The 22,484-nt window shown below is 37.2% G+C and carries 22 protein-coding genes; 17 read left to right on the top strand and 5 right to left on the bottom strand.

Annotated elements, in window-relative coordinates; genetic code table 11:
• Positions 1 to 24: 24 nt before the first annotated feature.
• From V6C17_RS14535 to V6C17_RS14575, 9 genes are all read left to right on the top strand, one after another.
• Positions 25 to 2,712: a 7TM diverse intracellular signaling domain-containing protein gene (locus V6C17_RS14535; protein ID WP_333523299.1), complete on the top strand. Its 2,688-nt coding sequence runs from the start codon at positions 25 to 27 to the stop codon at positions 2,710 to 2,712.
• A gap of 456 nt (positions 2,713 to 3,168) precedes the next feature.
• Positions 3,169 to 3,642: a DUF2975 domain-containing protein gene (locus V6C17_RS14540; RefSeq protein WP_333523300.1), complete on the top strand. Its 474-nt coding sequence runs from the start codon at positions 3,169 to 3,171 to the stop codon at positions 3,640 to 3,642.
• Positions 3,643 to 3,652: 10 nt separating this feature from the next.
• Positions 3,653 to 3,874 carry a helix-turn-helix domain-containing protein gene (locus V6C17_RS14545; protein ID WP_333523301.1) on the top strand — a complete coding sequence of 74 codons (222 nt, stop codon included), beginning with the start codon at positions 3,653 to 3,655 and terminating at the stop codon, positions 3,872 to 3,874.
• Positions 3,875 to 4,124: 250 nt separating this feature from the next.
• Complete coding sequence (locus V6C17_RS14550) at positions 4,125 to 5,045, top strand: DUF6612 family protein (RefSeq protein WP_333523302.1); 921 nt, start codon at positions 4,125 to 4,127, stop codon at positions 5,043 to 5,045.
• Between the two features lie 222 nt (positions 5,046 to 5,267).
• The gene (locus tag V6C17_RS14555) at positions 5,268 to 6,137 is read left to right on the top strand and encodes a LysR family transcriptional regulator (protein WP_333523303.1); all 870 of its coding nucleotides are present in this window, start codon (positions 5,268 to 5,270) and stop codon (positions 6,135 to 6,137) included.
• 93 nt (positions 6,138 to 6,230) lie between these two features.
• On the top strand, positions 6,231 to 6,914 hold the full coding sequence (locus V6C17_RS14560; protein WP_333523304.1) for a 4Fe-4S double cluster binding domain-containing protein: 684 nt from the start codon (positions 6,231 to 6,233) through the stop codon (positions 6,912 to 6,914).
• Positions 6,915 to 7,043: 129 nt separating this feature from the next.
• Positions 7,044 to 9,122, top strand: coding sequence for a thioredoxin domain-containing protein (locus V6C17_RS14565; RefSeq protein ID WP_333523305.1), 2,079 nt, complete (start codon positions 7,044 to 7,046; stop codon positions 9,120 to 9,122).
• A gap of 110 nt (positions 9,123 to 9,232) precedes the next feature.
• Entirely contained in the window at positions 9,233 to 9,724 is a 492-nt protein-coding gene (locus tag V6C17_RS14570) for a ferritin (RefSeq protein WP_333523306.1), read from the top strand.
• A gap of 178 nt (positions 9,725 to 9,902) precedes the next feature.
• Positions 9,903 to 10,103 carry a small, acid-soluble spore protein, alpha/beta type gene (locus tag V6C17_RS14575; protein WP_333523307.1) on the top strand — a complete coding sequence of 67 codons (201 nt, stop codon included), beginning with the start codon at positions 9,903 to 9,905 and terminating at the stop codon, positions 10,101 to 10,103.
• 65 nt (positions 10,104 to 10,168) lie between these two features.
• Here V6C17_RS14575 and V6C17_RS14580 read toward each other — a convergent pair whose 3' ends face one another.
• The 3 genes from V6C17_RS14580 to pdxK form a co-directional block, all read right to left on the bottom strand.
• A complete protein-coding gene (locus tag V6C17_RS14580) occupies positions 10,169 to 10,861 on the bottom strand; it encodes an FkbM family methyltransferase (protein WP_333523308.1) in 693 nt (230 codons plus the stop codon).
• A gap of 148 nt (positions 10,862 to 11,009) precedes the next feature.
• Positions 11,010 to 11,432 (bottom strand): universal stress protein, encoded by a 423-nt coding sequence (locus V6C17_RS14585; RefSeq protein WP_333523309.1) that lies wholly within the window; start codon positions 11,430 to 11,432, stop codon positions 11,010 to 11,012.
• 214 nt (positions 11,433 to 11,646) lie between these two features.
• Positions 11,647 to 12,450: a pyridoxine/pyridoxal/pyridoxamine kinase gene (gene pdxK / locus V6C17_RS14590; RefSeq protein ID WP_333523310.1), complete on the bottom strand. Its 804-nt coding sequence runs from the start codon at positions 12,448 to 12,450 to the stop codon at positions 11,647 to 11,649.
• A 172-nt stretch (positions 12,451 to 12,622) separates the two neighbouring features.
• On the opposite strand from pdxK, the gene pdxR reads away from it, so the two are divergent.
• The 3 genes from pdxR to V6C17_RS14605 all read left to right on the top strand — a co-directional run bounded on the left by pdxR (position 12,623) and on the right by V6C17_RS14605 (position 16,024).
• Positions 12,623 to 14,008, top strand: coding sequence for a MocR-like pyridoxine biosynthesis transcription factor PdxR (gene pdxR / locus V6C17_RS14595; protein ID WP_333523311.1), 1,386 nt, complete (start codon positions 12,623 to 12,625; stop codon positions 14,006 to 14,008).
• 109 nt (positions 14,009 to 14,117) lie between these two features.
• On the top strand, positions 14,118 to 15,026 hold the full coding sequence (locus V6C17_RS14600) for a sugar phosphate isomerase/epimerase family protein (RefSeq protein WP_333523312.1): 909 nt from the start codon (positions 14,118 to 14,120) through the stop codon (positions 15,024 to 15,026).
• Positions 15,027 to 15,052: 26 nt separating this feature from the next.
• Positions 15,053 to 16,024, top strand: coding sequence for a D-2-hydroxyacid dehydrogenase (locus V6C17_RS14605; RefSeq protein ID WP_333523313.1), 972 nt, complete (start codon positions 15,053 to 15,055; stop codon positions 16,022 to 16,024).
• A 56-nt stretch (positions 16,025 to 16,080) separates the two neighbouring features.
• Here the strand turns inward: V6C17_RS14605 and V6C17_RS14610 are convergent, their stop codons facing one another.
• The gene (locus tag V6C17_RS14610) at positions 16,081 to 16,596 is read right to left on the bottom strand and encodes a hypothetical protein (protein ID WP_333523314.1); all 516 of its coding nucleotides are present in this window, start codon (positions 16,594 to 16,596) and stop codon (positions 16,081 to 16,083) included.
• Between the two features lie 221 nt (positions 16,597 to 16,817).
• Between V6C17_RS14610 and V6C17_RS14615 the strand changes: the two genes are divergently transcribed.
• From V6C17_RS14615 to splB, 4 genes are all read left to right on the top strand, one after another.
• Positions 16,818 to 17,585, top strand: a complete 768-nt coding sequence (locus tag V6C17_RS14615; RefSeq protein ID WP_333523315.1) for a serine hydrolase — start codon at positions 16,818 to 16,820, stop codon at positions 17,583 to 17,585.
• Between the two features lie 9 nt (positions 17,586 to 17,594).
• Complete coding sequence (locus V6C17_RS14620) at positions 17,595 to 18,221, top strand: peptidoglycan-binding protein (protein WP_333523316.1); 627 nt, start codon at positions 17,595 to 17,597, stop codon at positions 18,219 to 18,221.
• A gap of 159 nt (positions 18,222 to 18,380) precedes the next feature.
• A complete protein-coding gene (gene hydE / locus V6C17_RS14625) occupies positions 18,381 to 19,421 on the top strand; it encodes a [FeFe] hydrogenase H-cluster radical SAM maturase HydE (protein ID WP_333523317.1) in 1,041 nt (346 codons plus the stop codon).
• A gap of 78 nt (positions 19,422 to 19,499) precedes the next feature.
• Positions 19,500 to 20,525, top strand: a complete 1,026-nt coding sequence (gene splB, locus V6C17_RS14630) for a spore photoproduct lyase (protein WP_333523318.1) — start codon at positions 19,500 to 19,502, stop codon at positions 20,523 to 20,525.
• A gap of 91 nt (positions 20,526 to 20,616) precedes the next feature.
• On the opposite strand, the gene V6C17_RS14635 is transcribed toward splB, so the two are convergent.
• Positions 20,617 to 21,258, bottom strand: a complete 642-nt coding sequence (locus tag V6C17_RS14635) for a L,D-transpeptidase (protein WP_333523319.1) — start codon at positions 21,256 to 21,258, stop codon at positions 20,617 to 20,619.
• A gap of 438 nt (positions 21,259 to 21,696) precedes the next feature.
• Between V6C17_RS14635 and motA the strand changes: the two genes are divergently transcribed.
• A complete protein-coding gene (gene motA / locus V6C17_RS14640; protein ID WP_333523320.1) occupies positions 21,697 to 22,482 on the top strand; it encodes a flagellar motor stator protein MotA in 786 nt (261 codons plus the stop codon).
• Positions 22,483 to 22,484: the final 2 nt, after the last annotated feature.

The raw sequence follows: 22,484 nt of genomic DNA on the forward strand, positions 1-22,484 counted from the left end.
GATAATCATAGGGGAGACAATAGTGTGGCAAAAACTTTCACAAAAAAATATTTGTGGCTCCACATGGTCGGTATCCTGCTGGCTAGCGTTGGAATCTTCAGTTATTTTTATGTTTCGTTAGAATCGGTTAAGCCTCCACGTGCAACTAATGGCGAGGTTGATTTGTCAGGGTGGGATTTTTCGAGTGGTGCTGTTGTAAAGCTGGATGGTGAATGGGAATTTTATTGGCTGCAGCATTTGAAGCCAGTAGATCTTAATGAAGCAAATAAGGCCGCTATGACTGGCTTTTTTACTGTACCTGACAAGTGGAACAATTATAAACCGGAAATCAGTCCAACAGGTGATGGTTATGCCACTTACCGGCTAAGGGCCAGAATCGACAAAGCCGGACAGTATCTAGCTGTCAAGATGCCTGAGGTGTCCACAGCCTATAACTTATATATAAATGGGCAATTAAAGCGTTCTGTGGGGCTTGCCGGCCATACATCCGCAGACACCGAGCCTAAATATTTTCCTCAGGTTGTTTGTTTTTATGCTGATAGTCAAGAAGTTGAATTTGTAATTCAGGTATCGAACTTTGCCCATCATAAAGGCGGAATCAAGTCCAGTTTGCAGTTGGGTCTGCAAAACGCAGTGTACGAATTACGGGGAAAGAAGCTAGGTTTTGAAGTGTTTTTACTAGGCACTTTCGCAATTATGGCTGTTTATCATTTCGGTCTTTATATGCTGAGGCCAAAAGACAAGCCTGCTTTATATTTCGGTCTGTTCTGCCTGCTAATAGCTATCAGAACAATAGTAACAGGCGAAATAATTGTAATGACGCTGATACCGAATTTCCCTTGGGAATGGCTGATGAAAATAGAGTATTTGTCCTATTATTTATCAGTACCTGTTTTTATATGGTTCATTTATCATCTCTATGCCACAGATACATCACCTAAAATTCCTGCAGTATTAACCTTAGTCAGCCTGCTGCTTGGGGGATTTGTGGTTATGGTATCACCGAAATCTTTTGCCCGCACTTTACTATGGTATGATGTTATCACCATAATGAGTTGTTTGTATGTTTTCAGGGTGCTGGCAAAAGCAGTTCTAAGTAATAAGGAAGGCGCAGTTAGTTTTGCCCTTGGTGTAGTCATTTTTTTAGCAACGGTAGTTAATGATATATTGTTTTATATGGGGATTATTACTACCTGTGAAATGGTATCGATAGGCTTATTTGTGTTTATTTTTTTTCAGGCATTGGCTTTGTCTACCAGGTTTTCCAGAGCATATACTACCTTGGAAAATTTATCAAACCAATTAAGCAATAGCAATGAAAAGATTAGTCATATTCTTAAAAGCATAACAGATGGTTTTTTTGCCATTGATAATCAGGCCAGGTTTACCTATCTGAACAAAGAGGCCGAAAGATTATGTAGAAAGACCCAGGAACAGTTGCTGGGTAAGGTGATTTGGGACGAGTTTTCGCACTCGGAGGTTTCATTGGTATATCGTCACTACCAAAAAATTACAAATGACAAAAATCCGGCATATTTTGAGATTTTTTGGGACAGGCTTGGTTTGTGGCTTGAGGTAAATGTATATCCTTCACAAGACGGGCTATCAGTTTTTGTGCGTGATATTCAAGAACGAAAAATGGCCGAAAAAAAGATCCAGGACTATACTCAAATGCTGAAGGAGCAGGTGAGACTTTTGGACCTTGATCCTGATTATACTATTGAACGTAGCTTGGATGGAGTTATAGTTTTTTGGAATCATGGTGCGGAACTGGGATATAAATGGACTAAGGAAGAGGCGTTGGGAAAAGTGGTCTATAAACTGTTAGACACTCAATTTCCCCAGCCTCTGCAGGAAATAAACCAGGAACTTATAAGTAGCGGGCGCTGGATAGGAGAGCTGATCCAAACTAAGCGTGATGGCGTAAAGGTTGATGTAAGAAGCTGTTGGTTAATTAAGCGGGATGTAAATGGTAATCCTGTCGGCGTGCTGGAGTTTAACAAGGATATAACCGAACAAAAAAATATTGAAAAAGAAATGGCTCGTCTTGATAGGCTGAATCTTATCGGTCAAATGGCTGCAGGCATCAGCCATGAAGTACGAAACCCAATGACAACTGTACGAGGTTTTCTACAGTTATTGAACCGAAAAGAAACTAATGCAAAATTTCGCGAGTATTATGATCTGATGATTAGTGAACTGGATCGGGCTAATGACATTATTACAGAGTATCTATCGATTTCCAAGCCGCAGAGTGGGAATTTTAAGCTGGAGGATGTTAATTACATATTAACTTCTTTAGAACCTTTGCTACAGGCAGATGCGGTCAAAATGGGTAAAGAAGTTATCTTGAATTTGCAGCAGATTCCGAAAGTGTTATTAGATGGCGGTGAATTTCGCCAGTTGGTGTTGAACTTATGTCGTAATGGGCTTGAGGCTATGGCAAATGCAGGAAAAATATTAACAATATCTACCTTTATAGAAGGCGACAAAGTGGTACTTTCTGTCCGCGATCAAGGACCAGGTATCTCGGAAGAGATTGCTGCAAAAATTGGCACACCGTTTTTGTCTACAAAAGACAATGGTACTGGCTTGGGTTTGGCTGTCTGTTACGGTATCGCAGCTAGACATAAAGCCGATATTGAATTTTGCACTGGACCTGAGGGTACTACATTTTTTATTATATTTAAAATGAATTCGGATTGTTTATAAAAAAGTAATGATGAGTAGCGTAATCTATAGTTAAAAGCAATCACTATTTACTTTTTACAGGCAAATAGTGATTGCTTTTTATTGTGCCAAGACAGTTGCAAAAACGATTATTTCCATTTTTTTAATGGAAATAATTTGATTTAGAAAGGTATTATGTGTTAAAGCGAGTTGAAACAATTAAATAGTTTCATTCCAGGAGGAGGCAGTGTGGACCCTACCTTTTCGTATATTGGATTAATGATTGAACGGGTAAGCTTGATTTTACAAATAGTCAACTGTCAATTTACAAAATGGCGTTTCAGCTTATAAAGTGGCATCTCGCTTTTTAATTAAGGTGCTTTTTATCCTTACCTTAAATTAACAACAATTATATAATGAAAGTAGATAATAATTTATTGTAAAACGATAAAACATATGATAATATCTGTTTAACAATAAATAAGCGAGGTGCTTTCCATGAAACGCGAAACACTTTTTCTAAAGTTAGCTGTTATTCTTATAGGCGTACCAATTCTAGCTTTATGTATTTGGGGGCTGCCTTGGTTAATTAAAAATCCAGTAAATCCAGTTTATGCTCATATGATTTATCCCATTGTAATAGGCATGTATGTATCAGCAATACCTTTTTACATTGCATTGTATCAAGCTCTTAAAATTTTAAGCTATATTGACAAAAACAATGCTTTCTCAAAATTATCTGTAAAGGCTTTAGCGATTATAAAATACTGTGCAGTCACAATCAGTACTTTGTATGTGGTAATGTTGCCATTCGTTTTTTTCGTAGCAGAGAAAGACGATGCCCCAGGTCTAATAATATTTGGAATGGTCCCTATTCTTGCTTCAATGGTAATCGCAGTCTTTGCGGCTGTTCTGCAAAAGCTATTAAAAAACGCCATAGATATTAAATTAGAAAATGATTTAACGGTTTGAGGTGAATAACATGGCGATTATAATAAATCTTGATGTGATGTTAGCAAAAAGGAAAATGAGCGTAACAGAACTTTCCGAGAGGGTTGGAATAACAATGGCTAACCTTTCTATATTGAAAAATGGAAAGGCAAAAGCAATTAGGCTTTCAACGTTAGAGACAATCTGTAAGGCTTTAAAATGTCAGCCAGGAGATATTTTAGAATACAAAAGTGACGAAGATACTCAAGAATAAAAAGGTATAGGTATAATTAACTCTTGTATCTCCTTGAACCGCTACTATGTGATATAGCGGACATCCAATAATATTTCATAATATAACTAACCTAAAGAGAAAGTCAATCTATGCAAATAAAGCAACTGTATAGAGTTGACTTTCTCTTTCGTGTGCGCATTATTTTGACATTTGGATTGTAAAGTATATGCTGATATTTTATACTAGTAATATATGGATGATATGGGATTTATAAGGGGAGTTTGATGATATGATAGGATTTTTACGCAAGATAAATTTGGGAGTTGCTTTAGTATGGGGCTTGTTGTTTGTAGCTATGAACAGTTCCTTTGCTTTTGCCGCTGAAGAGCTACCGCCGGAGAAGGCTTATCTAAACGAAGTATATAAAAACATGATGGATGTAAACAACTTGCATTATGATATGGCGATAAAAGCTATAACCCCAATGGGTGAAGTGCAAGCTGCAATAAATGGGGAAGTCCAGGAAAATCCCTTGACCATAAAACAGGATATAAACCTTTGCTATCGTGACGAGCAGAATAAAGAAAATAAGGTAATGTTAAAGCAGTATATAGAACAAAACCATGGTAATTTAGTTATGTATTTGTTAAGCGACGGAAAATGGATTAAACAGATCGTGCCTATCGATCCATCCTTAAACAAAAAACTTACAGCAGATGAAAAGGTCTCTGCGCGGATGGATATGCTGCAGTTGTTGAAGTCAGTGAAGCTGAAAAGGGAAACACCATCCTATAAGTATATGGAAATAACTTTGGATAGTATACAAATAAGTGATGCTATAGGCGCAGCTGTCAAACAAAATAATGCGCAGGATAAGGACATTGTAAGTGCGATTGCGGTAGCACGACTCGGGTTGTTAGCTGCTGGTGATATAAAATACAATGTAAAAATTGATAAGACGACTAATATGATAAAAGAAATAGATATAGATTTGACAGAACCGATTCGAAAAGGGGCAGGAATATTTTTAGATATAGCTAATCCAAAGGATAGGACTAAAATTGAAGACTTTTTAATAAAATCGACATTAAATATGCAGATAACGTATTCGAAATATAATCAAGTAGGTCCGCTAGAAATTCCTCAAGATGTGCAAAACAATGCAAAAGAAATCAAATTGGATGGTAAGGCGGTAATTCCTAAAACATGAATAGGTAGCAATATGTAAGGGTTATAATATTGTAATTATCCACAAAAAGGCATAGACTACATAGGTCTATGCCTTTTTATTTATACTAAGACCGGAATAGCGGAGGAGTGCAGGTATGAAGGACTTTTATAAATAATTATGTAATTTAATATATTAGAAATTAGCAAAAGTACGGAAATATGCTGCTTTATATTTCGATAGAATGATCATTTGAGGTGCACGATGGATATTCGTTTGCTGAAAACATTTTGTGTAGTTGCAAAACTTGAGAACATTACTCAAGCTGCAGAAATACTTAATTTTACGCAACCAACTGTTTCAGCCCAAATTCGTACGTTGGAAGAACATTTTGGGGTGCAATTATTTGAACGTATTGGAAAAAAACTCTACATTACCAATGCTGGCAAGGCTCTAATCGATCCTTCTGAAAAAATCATCAAAATTTATAGTGAAACTGTTGCTCAAATTAATTATTTTTCAGAAGTTCAGTATACGAGAATTGGTATATCAAGCAGCTATATTAATTATTGGCTTTCGCCCGCATTATTACAAATGCAAACAAGCGATACTACAGGGAAGATCAATGTAGAAATTTGCCTTAATTCAAATGGTGTGCTTGATGGGGTTAATAATAATAAATATGATATAGGTATTGTACATGATACTATTTCTGAGAAGTGTCTAAATACAGTTATTATTAATTCTGAAGAACTTGTTTGGGTTGGACATGAAAATCTGATTAAAGATAAAGCGTGTCCACGCATTGATGATTATCCAGTTATTAATTTTCGACAAGGATGCACTTTCCGTAAATTGTGTGATAAATTACTGCAAGAACGTGGACTGAATTCGACTTTCGAATATAGCGATTTTGATGCTGTCAAAAATGCAATGACTGAAGGATTGGGTATTGCGTTGCTTCCGCGAATCGTTGTAGAGAACCTCATTAAAGAAAATGATAAGTTTTATATATTTAAAGAAGTTAGCAATTTAGAAATTCCGCTGTATACTATTACTCGCAAGGATAAAAATCTATCAACCACGGCGCACACTTTACTGAGAATTCTTCAAGAGAATAAGGTTGCGATATAGGCTTTTTTTATTTTACTCATAATGCTTTTCAATTTCAAAAAGGAGTTACTCTCCAGTATAATATGAGCAATACTAGCTGGAGGGGGTAAGAACTTGCAAGCAACTGATTTACAAACACAAAATAATATAATAAACATATTGAGAGATTTCGGTGATCTAATTTATGGATTTGCTTATGTTGGTGATATTGCTCCTAACCAAATCGGGCATCTCCCATATGCAATAACAATTGGACTACCTCTTTCGCCGCCTATTGTGAATAATATTGTAGATGGACCTAATCAAGCTTATTATGATGAATATCTTAGCGTAAATGATAGGCTTGATTTGATAACTGAGCAACTGAAAATTGAAATAGAGGAGAGAGGATATCAGGCTTATGCCATACCCTCTTCAAAAAGAACTGATTTTGTCAATATCAGCGGTGAATTTCCTCATAAAGCAGCTGCCGTAAGGGGCGGGTTAGGGTGGATAGGAAAAAGCTCTCTTTTAATAACAAGACAATATGGTCCAAGAGTTAGATTGTCAACCTTGTTTACTGATATGCCACTTCAAGCAAATGATATACTTGAAAAGAATCATTGTGGTAAATGTAAAAAATGTGTTGATGCATGCCCGGCAAGAGCTATTGTTGGTAACCTTTGGAGTAATGGGGTGCCAAGGGAATCATTGATTGATGTTCAAAGATGCGACATATGGAAAATAAATAGATACCCACAATTTAAGGGGCATGTTTGTGGAATTTGCGTTGCGATTTGTCCCCATGGAAGTAAATAAGAAAATAGTTGAAAGATTGAATAAAATATAGCTTGATAGTTAAAGTATTAGCGTAATGCTGATACTTTTTTTGTACATACTAACTGTGGAAGATGCCATGTAATGGAACTGATTTTTAGGGGTGATTTAGTGGAGAAAAAAGCCAATAAATTGATAGATGAGAAGAGTCCTTATTTACTGCAGCATGCCTATAACCCAGTAGATTGGCATCCATGGGGAGAGGAGGCTTTTGAACGGGCAAAGCGGGAAAACAAGCCAGTCTTTTTAAGCATCGGTTACAGTACATGCCATTGGTGCCATGTTATGGAACGAGAATCCTTTGAGGATAGCGAAGTAGCCGAAATTTTAAATCAGCACTTTATTTCAGTTAAGGTTGATAGAGAAGAACGTCCTGATGTTGATAATATCTATATGACGGTATGCCAGATGCTAACAGGTCAAGGTGGTTGGCCTCTGACAATAATCATGACACCAGATAAAAAGCCATTTCTTGCTGGTACTTATTACCCTAAGAATAGTAAATGGGGACGACCGGGTATCATGGATGTTCTAAACACTATCAACAAAAACTGGCTAAACAACGAAACACGCGATAAGTTAGTTTCCGTTAGTAATCACATTACTGAAGGTCTTTATTGTATGCAAAGACCTGCTAAAGAAGTTAAGCTCACAGAAGAAATTCTCACTGAAGCTTATAAACAGTTTGAAAAAAGTTACGATACAAGGCATGGGGGTTTTTCAGCAGCACCTAAATTTCCTACACCTCATAATATGATGTTCTTACTTCGTTATTGGCATAAAACAGGTGAACATAAAGCTCTCTCAATGGTAGAAAACACCTTGAAAGCTATGCGTCAGGGCGGTATATATGATCATCTAGGTTATGGTTTTGCACGTTATTCAACTGATGATAAGTGGCTTGTCCCGCATTTTGAAAAAATGCTATATGATAATGCCTTGCTTTGCATTACCTATCTCGAAGCATATCAATGTACTGGTAACGAGGATTTCGCTCGGGTCGCCGAGGAAATTTTAGCTTACGTTGCTCGGGATATGACTGACAAAACCGGCGGCTTTTATTCAGCCGAGGATGCCGACTCTGAAGGCATTGAAGGTAAATTTTATGTATTTACTCGTAAGGAGATTATCGAAGTATTAGGGGAGTCAGATGGCGATATTTTTGCCGAATTCTATGGCGCTTCAGAGCAAGGTAATTTTGAAGATGGAACAAATATTCTAAATTTTATCGGTGAGAATTTGCAGGAGTACTGCAGCAGAGTTAATCTTTCTGAGGATGAGGTAAGAAAGATTCTTGAAAAAGGCCGAAAGCAGTTGTTCACGTACCGAAAGAATCGAATTCATCCGCATAAGGATGATAAAATACTAACTGCTTGGAATGCTCTAATGATAGTGGCATTTGCTAAAGCTTCAAGAATACTGAATCGCTCAGATTATACTATTATGGCACAGCGAGCGATTGATTTTATTTATAGCAAACTAATCCGTGAAGATGGGCGGCTTTTAGCTAGATATCGGGACGGGGACGCAGCCTATGCCGCTTATCTCGATGACTATGCATTTTTGTTGTGGGCCTTGGTCGAAACATATGAAACAGTTTATGAGCCGATTTATTTACACAGAGCTATGGAGTTATACTCTGATTTAAAAACCTTATTTTGGGATGAAGCGAATGGCGGATTTTTCTTCTATGGTTTAGATAGTGAAGAATTACTTATTCGTCCCAAAGAACTTTATGATGGAGCTATGCCGTCCGGAAACTCAGTTGCTGCGTTGGCACTTTTGCAGTTAGCGCGGTTAACAGAGAATAAAGAGGTCCTTGAATTAGCAAATAATCAGATTGAGGCTTTTTCATATGAGGCACAACGCCACCCTAAAGCATTTACGTTTTTTCTAATAGCTTTCAGCTATTATTTGTCGGTACCGCAGCATATAGTTGTTGCCGGTTCGTCCGATTCAGAGGATACTTGGTCTATGTTGAATGAAGTGGGTAATAAGTTCTTGCCTTATACAGTTATAATGCTCAATGACTCTGAGCATAAAGAACTAATAAATGAGGTATTGCCGCACATTGTTGAACAGCAGCCATTAGAAGGAAAGGCTACAGCTTACGTTTGCAACAATTTATCATGTAAACCTCCGATTAGCAGTATAGAAAGACTGGGAGAGCAGATAAAGCAGTTGCAATAGTAAAAGAGGTAGGTGTTTGATAATAATTATCTCTTGCTAATCATGATAAATTATGTTAAAATTAGCTTAAATAAGATAATGTTGGTAAAAGGAAAGGGGAATAACCAATTATGATCAATCAAAAAATGCAAGATGCAATCAATAATCAAATTCAGGCAGAACTTTACTCAGCTTACCTTTACCTTTCAATGTCGGCTTACTGTGATAATAAAAACTTACGTGGCTTTGCCCACTGGATGAAGCTGCAATATCAAGAAGAAACATCACATGCGATGAAACTTATAGACTATCTTCAAGAGCGAGGTGGAGTTGTTCAGCTTAAAGCTATCGAAGCTCCTCCAACTGAATTCGGTACACCGCTTCAGGTGTTTGAACAGACATTAGCTCATGAGGAGCATGTCACAAGTTTGATTAATAAACTATATGAAACTGCTTTAAATGAGAAAGATTATGCAGCCCAAATCTTCTTACAATGGTTCATTAATGAACAGGTTGAAGAAGAGGCAAGCGCTACTGCGATAGTAGAGAGATTAAAAATTATCGGTGATAAAAGTACAGGGGCAATTCTTTATTTAGATAAAGAATTAGGAAAACGTGCTTAAAAAATTAGGTAAGGTCCAACGGACCTTACCTAATTTTTATTATTCTGAGTGCGACGAAACTCTTCTGTCCTAACTATTATCTAAAAGTTGTTTACAATAATTAACTTACTAATATTATTACTAGATACAAATACTATAATTGGCTCTGTATAAAACTACAGGAGGTGTTTAGTATAGTATGAGTAGACACAAAGGCATAATGTCTGACAAATTAAAATACGAGATAGCTAAAGACCTAGGGTTTAGCGAAAAATTAGAGGATGGTGACTGGGGCGATGTCACTACACGTGAAGCAGGTCTTTTAGTGAGGGAAGCAATAAAAAGAGCCGAGAAGTCAATGGCAGAGGAGAATGGCCGCATTCATCAAAATGCCGAATAATACTCAAACCCTGGATTTAATCCAGGGTTTTTAATTGCTAGGATAAAAATGAGAGAATGAAGCAATTATAAGCAGTCAAATTTTGAGCAAGGCACGAAAGTAATGTTTTCTGGTTTGATAAAGGCTTGGCAATGTTTATACAATGTATCAAGTGAGTAGCCTTGACTGCTTAAGTGAGCATTCAAATGAACTTCACCAGTTAAATATTCAAAAATACCTAATCTTCTTAGATTAAGTAATATTTCATACTCCGAACCTTCACAGTCAATTTTTAATAATTTGCATTTTTCGATTCCTGTTTCTTCCAAAAACTTATCCAAATCAATAGAATCAACCTGATGTGTATAATAGTTGATCATTTTTGAAGCTTCCATTTGCGAAGTGGCTCCGCCAGTGTTTGAACAATGCAACGCCATTAGCAGCTTTCGTCCGTCTTTAGTAACGGCTTTATTATATAGATGGATATTTTTTACTTGGTTTAATTCAATATTTTTAAGGAAGTTGTGGTAATTGCCGGGGCATGGTTCGAAGGAATAGATATTTATAAAAGGGTATTTTTTAGCTAGGAAAATCGATACCATTCCTACATGACCACCGACGTCAATTACATTGTCGTTTTCTGAAAACGCCATTTGGCTGAATTTATAGCAATCTTGATTAAGTTCGCTGGCGATAATATCCGTAGTTTTAGAAGCAAAATGGTCAGAAATTGTTAGGTCTATCCCGTTTATTCGATGGGTCTTCACTGCAAAGTCCACTGTGTTCCCTCCCAATATTAATCGCAGAAATACATACTATTCCATGCATTATATGATTGAAAGCAGAACAATGTGTTTATCACAAGCAGCCAATATAAAAAGTAACCTTTTTATAACAAACTATCCAAGTCATTGTTATAGTAAAGCTCTAGTCTGCGTTCCGAATAATTAATGTTGGGCAGTGAGCATAGTGAAGTACATAATTGCTGACACTGCCAATCAAAAGCTTGGCTACATCACTCATACCGCTTCGGCCCATTATAATCAGCGAAAAATTGTTTTCTTTACTGTATTCAGTTATTTTAATACCTGGATGACCGTATTCTATCTCCGTTGTTACTCGACCATTATAATCTTTAAATATTTCTAAAGCTTTGATTATTATTTGCTTACCGCCTTCATCTAAACTTTGAATAATTGCATCAGGTATCGAATGAGCATATGTTGAAAGTTGAATTATATGAATTAAAGTTACAGAACTATTAAACTGCTCAGCTATTTTTCTAGCTTGTTTTAATGCCGCAATTGACTCAGCAGACCCATCAATAGGGACTAAAATTTTACTAAACATGATATCACCTCTTTATTGTGGTTGGGCAAACTATTCTCTATTATAATTATACCATATAATTTATCTGAATTATTAGTTACTTCAAAGCGTCTATGTTTTAGAATTATGCCTAAATAGAGCATAACTGTAATTTTGTATTTCTTTTTATATAACTAAAGGCCAAAGTGAATACTCTTATTCGCTTTGGCCTTTAGTATGTCTATTAAATTAGATACTATTTTAATCGATGAGCCGCGTGATAAAGTGGTCCAACGTATTCGTTAAGCTTAAAGGAATGTTTAAGTGCCGTTGTTACGAATATTTTAGCCTGTTTAACGGCATCAAGTACAGGCAGCCCTTTAGCTAGACCTGCTGTAATAGCAGCTGCGTAAGTGCAGCCTGCCCCATGAGTAAAAGTTGTTTCAACTTTAGCTGATTCCAAGATTTCGAATTCCTCACCATTATAGAAAACGTCAATTGCGGTTGGAGTACCCAATTTTGCTCCACCCTTAATTAAAACGTTTTCGGGGCCTAGTTTATAAATTTCAACAGCGGCAGCTTTTATATCATCTACAGAACGGATTGCAAAACCGCTAAGCTGGGTAGCTTCAAATACATTTGGCGTTATAATGGTTGCTCTAGGAGCAAGATGTTCACGAATACTCATAGCTGCTTCAGGGTGCAATACTTCATCAGTACCTTTACACACCATAACAGGGTCGATAACTACATTTTTGACTGAATATTGGTCAATTTTTCTTGCAACCAAGGATATAACCTCACTGGTTGCTAGCATGCCGGTTTTAAATGCATTTACTCCAATTCCAGCTAAAACAGTATCCATTTGAGCCTCAATTGCATTGAGTGGCAAAGGATATACGTCGTGTGCCCAAGCGTTTGCAGGGTTTTGAGCAACTAGTACTGTAATTGCAGTCATACCATAAATACCTAACTCCTGGAAGGTTTTTAAATCTGCTTGTAAGCCAGCACCGCCGCTTGTATCTGAGCCGGCTACTGTAAGTGCTTTAAATATTGTCATTTCAATAACCTCCAATAAAAAATACAAGCTATAATAAAATTCTATATGTAAAATTTAATAGCTTGAAAATTATATTTAGTATTATAAAATATAATTGAGTCTTTTAAAATGTACAGAACTGACATTTTTAATAGGGTCAGTTTTAAGGGAGTTGAATTGTCTGGAACTTATAATGCTTAGCGAGACTAAAAAAGACCCTCTTTATATACAGCTTTACAACCATTTTCGCCAGGAGATTGAACAATGCCGTCTTCAGCAAGGAGAAAAACTGCCCTCAATACGTGGGCTCTCAAATAGTTTATCGATTAGTAAGATAACAGTTGAAAAAGCTTACCAGCAGTTGTTGAGTGAAGGGTATATACAAAGTTTTAATCGCTCACGTTATTCTGTAAATAAATTCGAAGGTAATATTATTCCGATAAAAACTAAACACACGCTTATTAAATCAGACAGCAGCTCAAAGCGAGAGGAAGAAGTTATCTATGATTTCTCCAGCGGCGAAATGGATATGGATGGTTTCGACTTTGCTCTTTGGAAAAGGTATATAAGTAAAGTATTCTCAAATAAAGGTCGTTTAATGAGATATGGCAATAGTCAGGGCGAAGAAGAGTTGCGAACCGAGATAGCAAAATATATCCATAAGTCGAGAGGAGTACATGTTCATAAAGACCAAATAATCGTAGGGGCCGGGATTCAAACACTTTTGCATACTCTGTGCAGTATGTTGAAGCTGGAATACAATAGTATTGCTTTTGAAGAACCAGGATTTAAAAATGGTCGGAGAATATTTACCGACCATTCTTTTGAGATAATGCCAACAAAAATGAGTAAAGATGGCATTGATATGGAGGAATTATCTAAAAATGAAGCGAGGCTGGTATATGTAAGCCCGTCACATCAGTTTCCCACAGGATATATAATGCCAATCGGTAAAAGGCATCGTCTTTTACAATGGGCCCAAGATGTTAAAGGTATCATCATTGAGGATGATTACGATAGTGAATTTCGATATTTTGGCCGCCCCATTCCCGCTTTAAAAGGTTTAGATGCAAGTGGTAATGTAGTATATCTAGGTTCTTTTTCAAAAATAATACCGCCGTCAATAAGGATCAGTTACATGGTATTACCGGATACACTTATGGAAGTTTATCAAAAAAGTGCTTCATTATATAATCAGGCAGCTTCTACAGCGGAACAGTTAGCCCTAGCAAAGTTTATGGCGGATGGACATTTGGAGCGTCAAATCCGCCGCCTTAGAAAGTTATATGCAGACAAGAGGCTGATATTTTTTGATGCAATTAAAAATATTTTAGGAAAAAATGTTGAAGTCAATGTAAGTGAAGCTGGTCTTCACACCATTTTAGCCGTGAAAACAGGGTTAACAGCTAAAGAATTAGTCGAAAGAGCTCTCGTAAAAGGGTGTCGCATAGCACCGGTTAGAGATTACTATATAAACAAGTCCACTGAAAAACTACCGCAAATTATATTGTATTTCTCAAAAATACCCTCCAATGAAATTGCGCGTGCCGTCAAGCTTTTAAAAGAAGCTTGGTTTTAGAGTATTCAGAAAAATGGGAAGGATTTCTAATGGGCTACATAAAAATATAATAGTAGACGTTTTATATGTGCTCTAAATGAGTACTCTAGTAATTTTTGGAGGGGATTAAATGAATGAATCAATAAGGCAGTATATGCAAGTTGGTCTAATTCATTTCATGGCGTATCCTGTGAGTAAAGGGGAAGGTCCTATTGCAGAAACTTTTAAAAAAATAGCAATCGATGATTATTTTGAAGTTGCTGAAATCACTTGGATTAAAGATGCCGCAACCCGTAACAAAGTGAAAAAAATGATCGAAACCTCCCATATGACGGTTACTTATGGAGCTCAGCCAAGGCTATTGACTACTGGTCTTAATATTAATGATCTAGATGAAGTTGGCAGGCAGAAAGCTATTACCACTTTAAAAGAAGGTATTGATGAGGCTTATGAAATGGGTGCAAAAGGTTTTGCTTTTTTGAGTGGTAAATATGATGAGGACAAAAAAGAAGAAGCTTATCAAGCCTTAGTTAAGTCAACAAAAGAATTGTGTGGTTATGCTAAAGCAAAAGGAAGTATAAAGGTAGCTCTTGAGGTTTTTGACTATGACATTGATAAGAAATCTATTATTGGGCCGGTAGCTCTTGCGAAGCGTTTTGCTGAAGAAATTACAGCCGAATATGATAATTTTGGATTAATGGTTGACTTAAGTCATTTGCCGCTGCTTAGAGAGAGTCCTGAACAGTCGCTCATTCCAATCAAAGATTATATTATTCATGCTCATATGGGTAATTGTGTAGTCAAGGACTCCTCTTTGCCTGCATATGGGGATGCTCATCCTCGTTTCGGTTTTCCTAATAGTGAAAACGATGTTGATGAATTGGTGGAGTATTTGAGGGTTTTAATGTCCATTGGCTTCATAAGTAAGGAAAAAAGGCCGATAGTGAGTTTTGAAGTAAAACCATATGAAGATGAAGATCCTGATCTTGTTATTGCAAATGCTAAACGAGTATTAAACCTTGCGTGGGACAGAGTATAAGCGTTAAAAGAAAGGGGTAATTACTGATGAAAGCAGTAGTATTGGACGGATTCACCTTAAATCCAGGAGATTTGAGCTGGAGCAAGCTCGAAAAGATTTGCGACACGACTATATATGAGAGAACAGCTTATGATACCAGCGATCTTTCGCTTATAATCGAACGTGTTGGTGATGCCGAAATTATATTTACTAATAAGACTCCATTGCCTGCTGAAGCTATTAATGCGATGCCTAATCTTAAGTATATTGGCGTCTTAGCTACCGGCTACAATGTCGTTGATGTAGAAGCCGCTAAAAAAAGGGGCATAGTTGTAACCAATATACCTACATATGGAACAACTGCCGTTGCTCAAATGACGATTGCGCTGCTCCTAGAGATGTGCCACCATGTCGGCGCTCATAGCCAGGCCGTTAAGGATGGTGACTGGACAACTAATCCCGACTGGTGTTTCTGGAATTATCCTTTGATTGAACTATCAGGTAAAAACATGGGGATTATTGGTTTTGGGCGTATTGGTCAAGCTGCCGCCAAAATTGCACAAGCATTGGGCATGAATATATTAGCCTGTGACAGTAATCGGATTAAAGAATTAGAAAGCGATACATTACAATATGTTGAACTTGATGAACTATTGGCAAAGTCGGATGTAATCAGTCTTCACTGTCCTCTATTTGACAGCACTAAAGGCATTATCAATAAAGATACATTGTCTAAAATGAAGGATGGAGTAAAGATTATAAATACTTCAAGGGGACCATTAATAGTTGAGCAAGAGCTTGCTGATGCTTTAAACAGCGGCAAAGTTGCTGGCGCTGCACTCGACGTAGTATCATCAGAACCAATTAAGGCAGATAACCCTTTATTGAAGGCGAAAAATTGTATAATCACCCCGCATATAGCCTGGGCACCAAAAGAATCGCGGCAGCGGCTCATGGATATTGCAATAAATAATCTAGCGGAATATCTTAATGGACGACTCATTAATGTTGTAAATTAAAAAGTCCCATAGGTATATCAAAACGATATACCTATGGGACTTTTTTTGAGTATAAATTAACTTCCGCGACGACGGCTAGGTGTTTCACTATTAATCCATAATGCTAGCAAACCGTACAAAAAGTAGCCAAGCAAACCTAATGCCATCCAGCTGTATCCAGCTAATACTATGTATGAGCCGATTTTAATGTGCCCAAATGCTTGAATAATATCGCCGCCTGCTAATATTATTCCGCCCATGATAATTAACAAAGCTAGTACTCTTTTCATTCGTTCGCTCATATCTAGCTTGGGAATAATCCATAACGGTGCAATGGCCATAGCTCCGGCTAGGGCGAGGTGCAATGAGATGCGCGATTGGATGTCACGCAATTGGCTTTCAATTCCAAACTCGTTTGCAAAAGCGCTGGACATAGTAAGATCGCCTTTTGCGGCCATGTTTAAAGCCATATCAAGATTATAGATAACAGCTTGATTATTTATTTTTGCTAAATAGCCATCATAAAATAATCCATAAGCTAGACTTGATAAAAATAGCAGTAAGGCGCCTATAAATAGAATTCGCTGACTCATTTAAGATCCTCCTTAACCCCACTCCTATTTAATATTGCCAGTTTTTCACTTATTAATTCCGTTATTTTAGCTTTAAATTAGAATCTTAAATCAGAGTTGCTGTATTATAGGAGTAAATTTGACTGTTAAGTTGTCCTAGTATTATGGTACTTTTATCCTATCGTTTTGATTACCAGTATGTGCTATAAATAAAGTAGGAAATTTACATAAGAGGTGTAAGTATGGTAAGGAAAATTCCTATTATTTTAGTAGTCCTGCTTATGTTTTCAACTACTGCATTTGCGGCTTCGGCATTGGAGAAAGAAATAAAGAAAGACTTAAATAGTTTTAATGGCAAAGTAGGGGTTTATGCGAAAAATCTTAAGACAGGAAAAGTATTCGACTACAACGAAAACGAAGTTTTCCCTACGGCTTCTACAAGCAAGCTTGTTGTCGCCATGGCAACATACCAGTATTTGTACCCAACGGCAGATGCCAGAAAGAAATCAATGTACGATAATGATATAAGATACATGATGGTTATAAGTGACAATGCTTCATTTGACGAACTTTTGATTGAATTAGATACTAAAAAGCCAGATGCTTTAAAGAAAGTCACGAATGACTTGCGTTTGAAAAAGACTCAGATACATAGTAAGGAAGCATATAAGAAGTATAATTATCATAGTGTAACGACACCATCTGAGATGGCAAAGGTTTTTGAGACAATATATACCGATAAATATCTTGATAAGAGAAAAACAAATGATTTGAAGTACTATTTGGGAAATACAATATTTCACGACGAAATTCCTCGGCATATGATGACACCGGTCTACCACAAGGTTGGACAGCTTGATGATGTGCTTTGTGATGTTGGGGTAATAGATGACGGCAAAGACCAAATATTAATAAGCGCTTATACAAGAACTAAGCAGTCAGATGTTTATGCAAGTGATTTTATTGCTAATATTTCGGCTAAATTATACAACGAATTAAGAAGAAAGTAGGTATTAGGTATGAATCTAAAAATGATAATACTAGTATCTATGTTGATAATATCAGTTAGCTCGACAGTGTTGGCAAGTGATATTAAAGTGGTGGCCCGTTATGGAATGAAAGGTGAAAACGTAATATTAGTTCAAAAATATTTAGCAAAAGCTGGTTATTACAAAGGGAAAAATGATGGAGTGTTCAGCAATAGCACTTTAGCTGCAGTCAAAGATTTCCAAAGGAAAAACAACTTATATGCAGATGGGATAGTTGGTCAGCAGACATTTAGCTATTTGAGGCAATATAGTTCAGCTATCTCAAAAAAACCAGCTATAAAGCGTCCAGGCATTGCCCATACACCCCAATATCCCGCTGGAAAAGTTATCCCAATGATTGCTACAGCATATACCAGATACGACGAGGGATGCACAGATTATACATACCGCGGAAATTACCTAAGGCGTGGTCTAGTCGCTGTAGACCCAACATTTATACCGCTGGGGACTAAGCTATTTATACCAGGGTATGGTTATGCTGTGGCCGACGACATAGGTGGTGCAATAAAAGGGAATAAAATTGACTTAGCTGTTGATACCGTTGATGAAGCTTTTGCTTATGGCGTTCGTCATGTTGATGTTGTAGTTGTTGAGTGATTCAACACCAAGACAATAACAAGCTATTATATTGACTAGAATTTTGCTATAATGATAAACAAAATTGATTCTTGGGAACTCTTAGCTGCAAAATCGAGGGGTTATCTTCTGTTTTAGGAAGCCCAAGGGTTGATAATTTGGGTTTTAAGGATGGTTGATATGGACAAAAATTTAAGCAATATCATTTACAAAGCCCGCAAAACTCATAGTTTAGCTAAAAATGAAATAGTCGACTTGTTAAGTACTGATTCAATTAATTGCGAATTGTTTGATGAAGCTGATAAAGTTCGAGAAGAAAATGTCGGTAATTCAGTTCACTTGCGTGGTTTAATTGAGTTTTCAAATATTTGCAAACAGAATTGTCTCTATTGCGGTTTGCGGCGCGATAATTTGAATATAGAGCGTTATCGGCTTGAACCGCAGACTATCATTGACTTTGCTGAAAAAGCAAAATCATATGGTTATAAAACTGTTGTGTTACAGTCTGGGGAAGATGATTATTTCACAGTTGATAAATTGCAATACATAATAAAAAATATAAAGGCATTGGATTTAGCGGTTACGTTAAGTATTGGTGAAAAATCACGGGAAGAGTACGCGGCATTTAAAGCTGCTGGTGCTGATAGATATTTACTACGTATTGAAACTACCGATAAAGAATTGTATCGAGCACTTAATCCAGGAATGAGTTTCGAAAATCGCGTACGATGTCTTAAAGATTTAAAAGATCTCGGCTATGAGGTTGGTACTGGCTGCTTAATAGGACTGCCAAATCAAACTAATGAGTCCTTAGCAGAGGATATTCTTTTCTTTAAAGATTTGGATGCCGATATGATCGGTGTGGGGCCATTTATTCCCAATGCTGATACACCTCTCGGCGATGAAAGTGGTGGAACTTTTGAAAAAAGTCTTAAGGTAATGGCAATAACTAGGCTGTTGCTTCCTGATGCAAATATCCCAGCAACTACCGCAATGGAGACCTTAAATAAAAACGGTCGTATCATTGCCCTTAAGAGTGGGGCTAACGTAGTGATGCCTAATGTCACCGAAGGAGAGTATCGCAGGCTCTACGCGCTGTATCCAGGTAAAATTTGTATAAATGACACTCCTGCACATTGTCGCAATTGTATTACCGGAAAAGTCACCGGTATTGGGCGGACTATATCTGAAGGATTTGGTTTTAGACCCAAAAAGCGGTAGTTGCCCGATTGGAGTCGACTATAAAAAAACTCCCTTGCAAGCATACTATAAGCAATATGTTTGTAAAGGGTGATAAGTATGCAGCGGTTTGTACCAAAGCGGGCAATTTTTGAACAAAATGCATTAGAATATCCTTTAGGTCAAAAAATTCATGATAAGTTAAATGAAATGGGCGTACCAATCACGCTCGCGGCATCACATAATCGTATTACAGGAATACCGGGAAATACACCTCAGCAGTCATATCGTGAGGCGAAACAAACACTAGTTGTAGGAGTACGAAAGACAAAAGACTTCTCCTCCTGTAAACCTTCAGCTAATTATCAGCTTCCGTTAAATACAAGCTGTCCTGGCATGTGTGAGTATTGTTATTTGTCCACTACGCTTGGAAAAAAGCCATATTTACGAGTATATGTTAATTTAAATGAGATATTAGCTAAAGCTCGGCAGTATATTTTGGCTAGTGAACCAGAGCTAACTGTTTTTGAAGGTGCCGCAACATCTGATCCTGTCCCTACTGAATATCTTACCGGGCTTTTAAAAGAAACAATCGAATTCTTTGGTAAAGAAAAGTATGGGCGGTTTCGCTTCGTAACAAAATTTACGGATATTGATTCACTCCTTGATGCTAGGCATAATGGGCATACAAGATTTAGGTTCAGCATCAATGCCGATACCGTTATACGATCATATGAGCATCTAACGCCCAGCATGGCAGAACGCGTAGCTGCCGCTGCTAAAGCAGCAGAGGCTGGCTACCCAATAGGCTTTATAATAGCCCCAATCTTCTATTTTGATAGTTGGCAAGATGAATATTGCCGGCTTTTTGATGAACTGGCTAAAAAAATGCCGCGGCAAGCTCACTCAGACTTGACTTTTGAATTAATTACTCATCGCTTCACTAAACGTGCTAAAGGTAATATCTTAAGTGTTTTTCCTGAAACCAAGCTGCCGCTTGAAGAAAGTTCCCGCAAATTTAAGTTTGGTCAGTTCGGGTATGGAAAATATATTTATGAAAAAGATACTATGGCTCAAATGAAGGAATTTATGGAAGGAAAAATTAAGGAGTATTTTCCAAATACCAAACTTGAATATTTCGTATAACAAGTTTGAATAAATCGTTCACAAACTTTTAGAAGCGTGAATTCTCACGCTTCTAAAAGTTACATATCTATCTAATAGCCCATATATATGGTTATTTTGACGAAAGTTTCAATTCCACTGGGGTATCTATTGGCTGGGTTAGACTTTGCGGGATTTTGAAATTAGGGTATTTTGAAGCATACGGCTGATAAAACTCAAGCAACCTCGCTGTGGTGTTTGTTCCGCGATTATATATATCTGGGAAAGCTTTCAGATATAAGCCATCAGGCTTTTCAATTAATAATAAGGTTTCATAGGTAATAATCACTGGGGTACCTATCTGGACAAGTTCGTAAATTTCACGGGCATCAGAATCTTGCATTCGAAGGCAACCACCTGACACTGGGTAGCTTATATCCCAGCCTTTATTTGTTCCATGGATACCATAGTTTGTTTTAAATTCCATCCAACGAGTTCCCAAAGGGTTCTCTGGTCCAGGGGGAACTGGAGTGTGATCATTAAAATTACTGCCTGGTATCCAAGTTGGGTTCTGTTCCTTGTAGAAGATTTTGAAAGCACCAGTAGGGGTCTGCTCGTAAGGGGTCCCAACAGCGATATTATACTCCTTTATAATCTGGTCGTTTTCAATTAGCAGTAACTTAAAAGCTGGGATGTTAACGCGTATTTCTGGTTGTGCAAAAGCTAAACTTACACAGGTAACAAGTAAGTAAAAAACACATAACAATACTCGCATTATCTCACACCTCACCTAGAATTAGCTTTTTCTCCGAAACCAAGCAGCCTAAATAATCCAGACCTCGACATTTTGAGTGAGGTATAGAAAATGGTCTATGCGTAAAACCAAGAAGTAGAGTAGTATTAAGAGAGTCATAAAACAGCTTTCTAATTCTGGATGCACGTGCACAATTTGGAAGATATCTTGAAGATATTTTTGTCGGTTAATGTCGATGTTATGTCTGAAAATAGTTACCAAAAAAAGAGGGTATTTCTGTTAACGCTACCAGGATTAACCCTCTAGAAACTAAAAACTAGTTATTATTGTCCGAAGTCGTTAGCTTTATACGCTAATCGTTCGAATATTGGTGGACAAAGTCGAATTATTAGTGATAGAATTTTAGTGTATAAATTACATTAAACGACAAGGGGTATATGGGTATAGGAGGCTATTAATTTGGAAATTTCGACAATTATTGGTCTAGTATTAGGTATAGCAGCAGTTTTAGTTGGTATGGCTCTAAAAGGAGCAAGTTTATCAGCACTTATTAATCCTGCAGCGTTTATGATTATCTTTGTAGGTACTGCAGCTTGTCTGCTAAATGGTTTTTCTATAGATCATATAAAAAAGTTTCCTGTGCTTATGAAGAAGTTGTTTAAGAAACCGGAGCTTTTTCCTAAACCTGAACTTTTAAGAATGTTTGTTGAACTGTCTCAAACGGCTCGACGTGAAGGTATACTGGCACTGGAAAGCAAGGTTACTGATATTAATGACCCATTTTTAAAAAATGGCTTAAGTATGGTAATAGACGGATTAGATCCTGATTTTGTCAGTGATGTTCTTGATGCCGAAATACAAGGCATGGAAGACCGCCACCGGGATGGTGCTCTAATATTTACACAAGCCGGTACATATGCACCTACTTTGGGCGTTTTAGGTGCCGTTGTTGGACTTATCGCTGCGCTGGGTAATCTTGAGGATATCGAAAAACTAGGCCATTCAATAGCTGCCGCTTTCGTTGCTACATTGCTAGGTATTTTTACCGGTTATGTTCTATGGCATCCTTTTGCAAACAAGTTAAAGATGCTTTCCAAGAAAGAAGTAGAAGTTAAAAAAATGATGATAGAAGGAATATTATCATTACAGGCCGGTGATTCCCCAACAGCGATAGAAGCTAAATTGGTTGTTTTTATTCCTCAGAGTGAACGTGTACAGTTGAAACCGGAAAAATCGGGGGAATAAAA

The organism is Dendrosporobacter sp. 1207_IL3150 (assembly GCF_036763085.1).
In the GTDB taxonomy this organism is placed as follows: domain Bacteria; phylum Bacillota; class Negativicutes; order DSM-1736; family Dendrosporobacteraceae; genus JBAIYU01.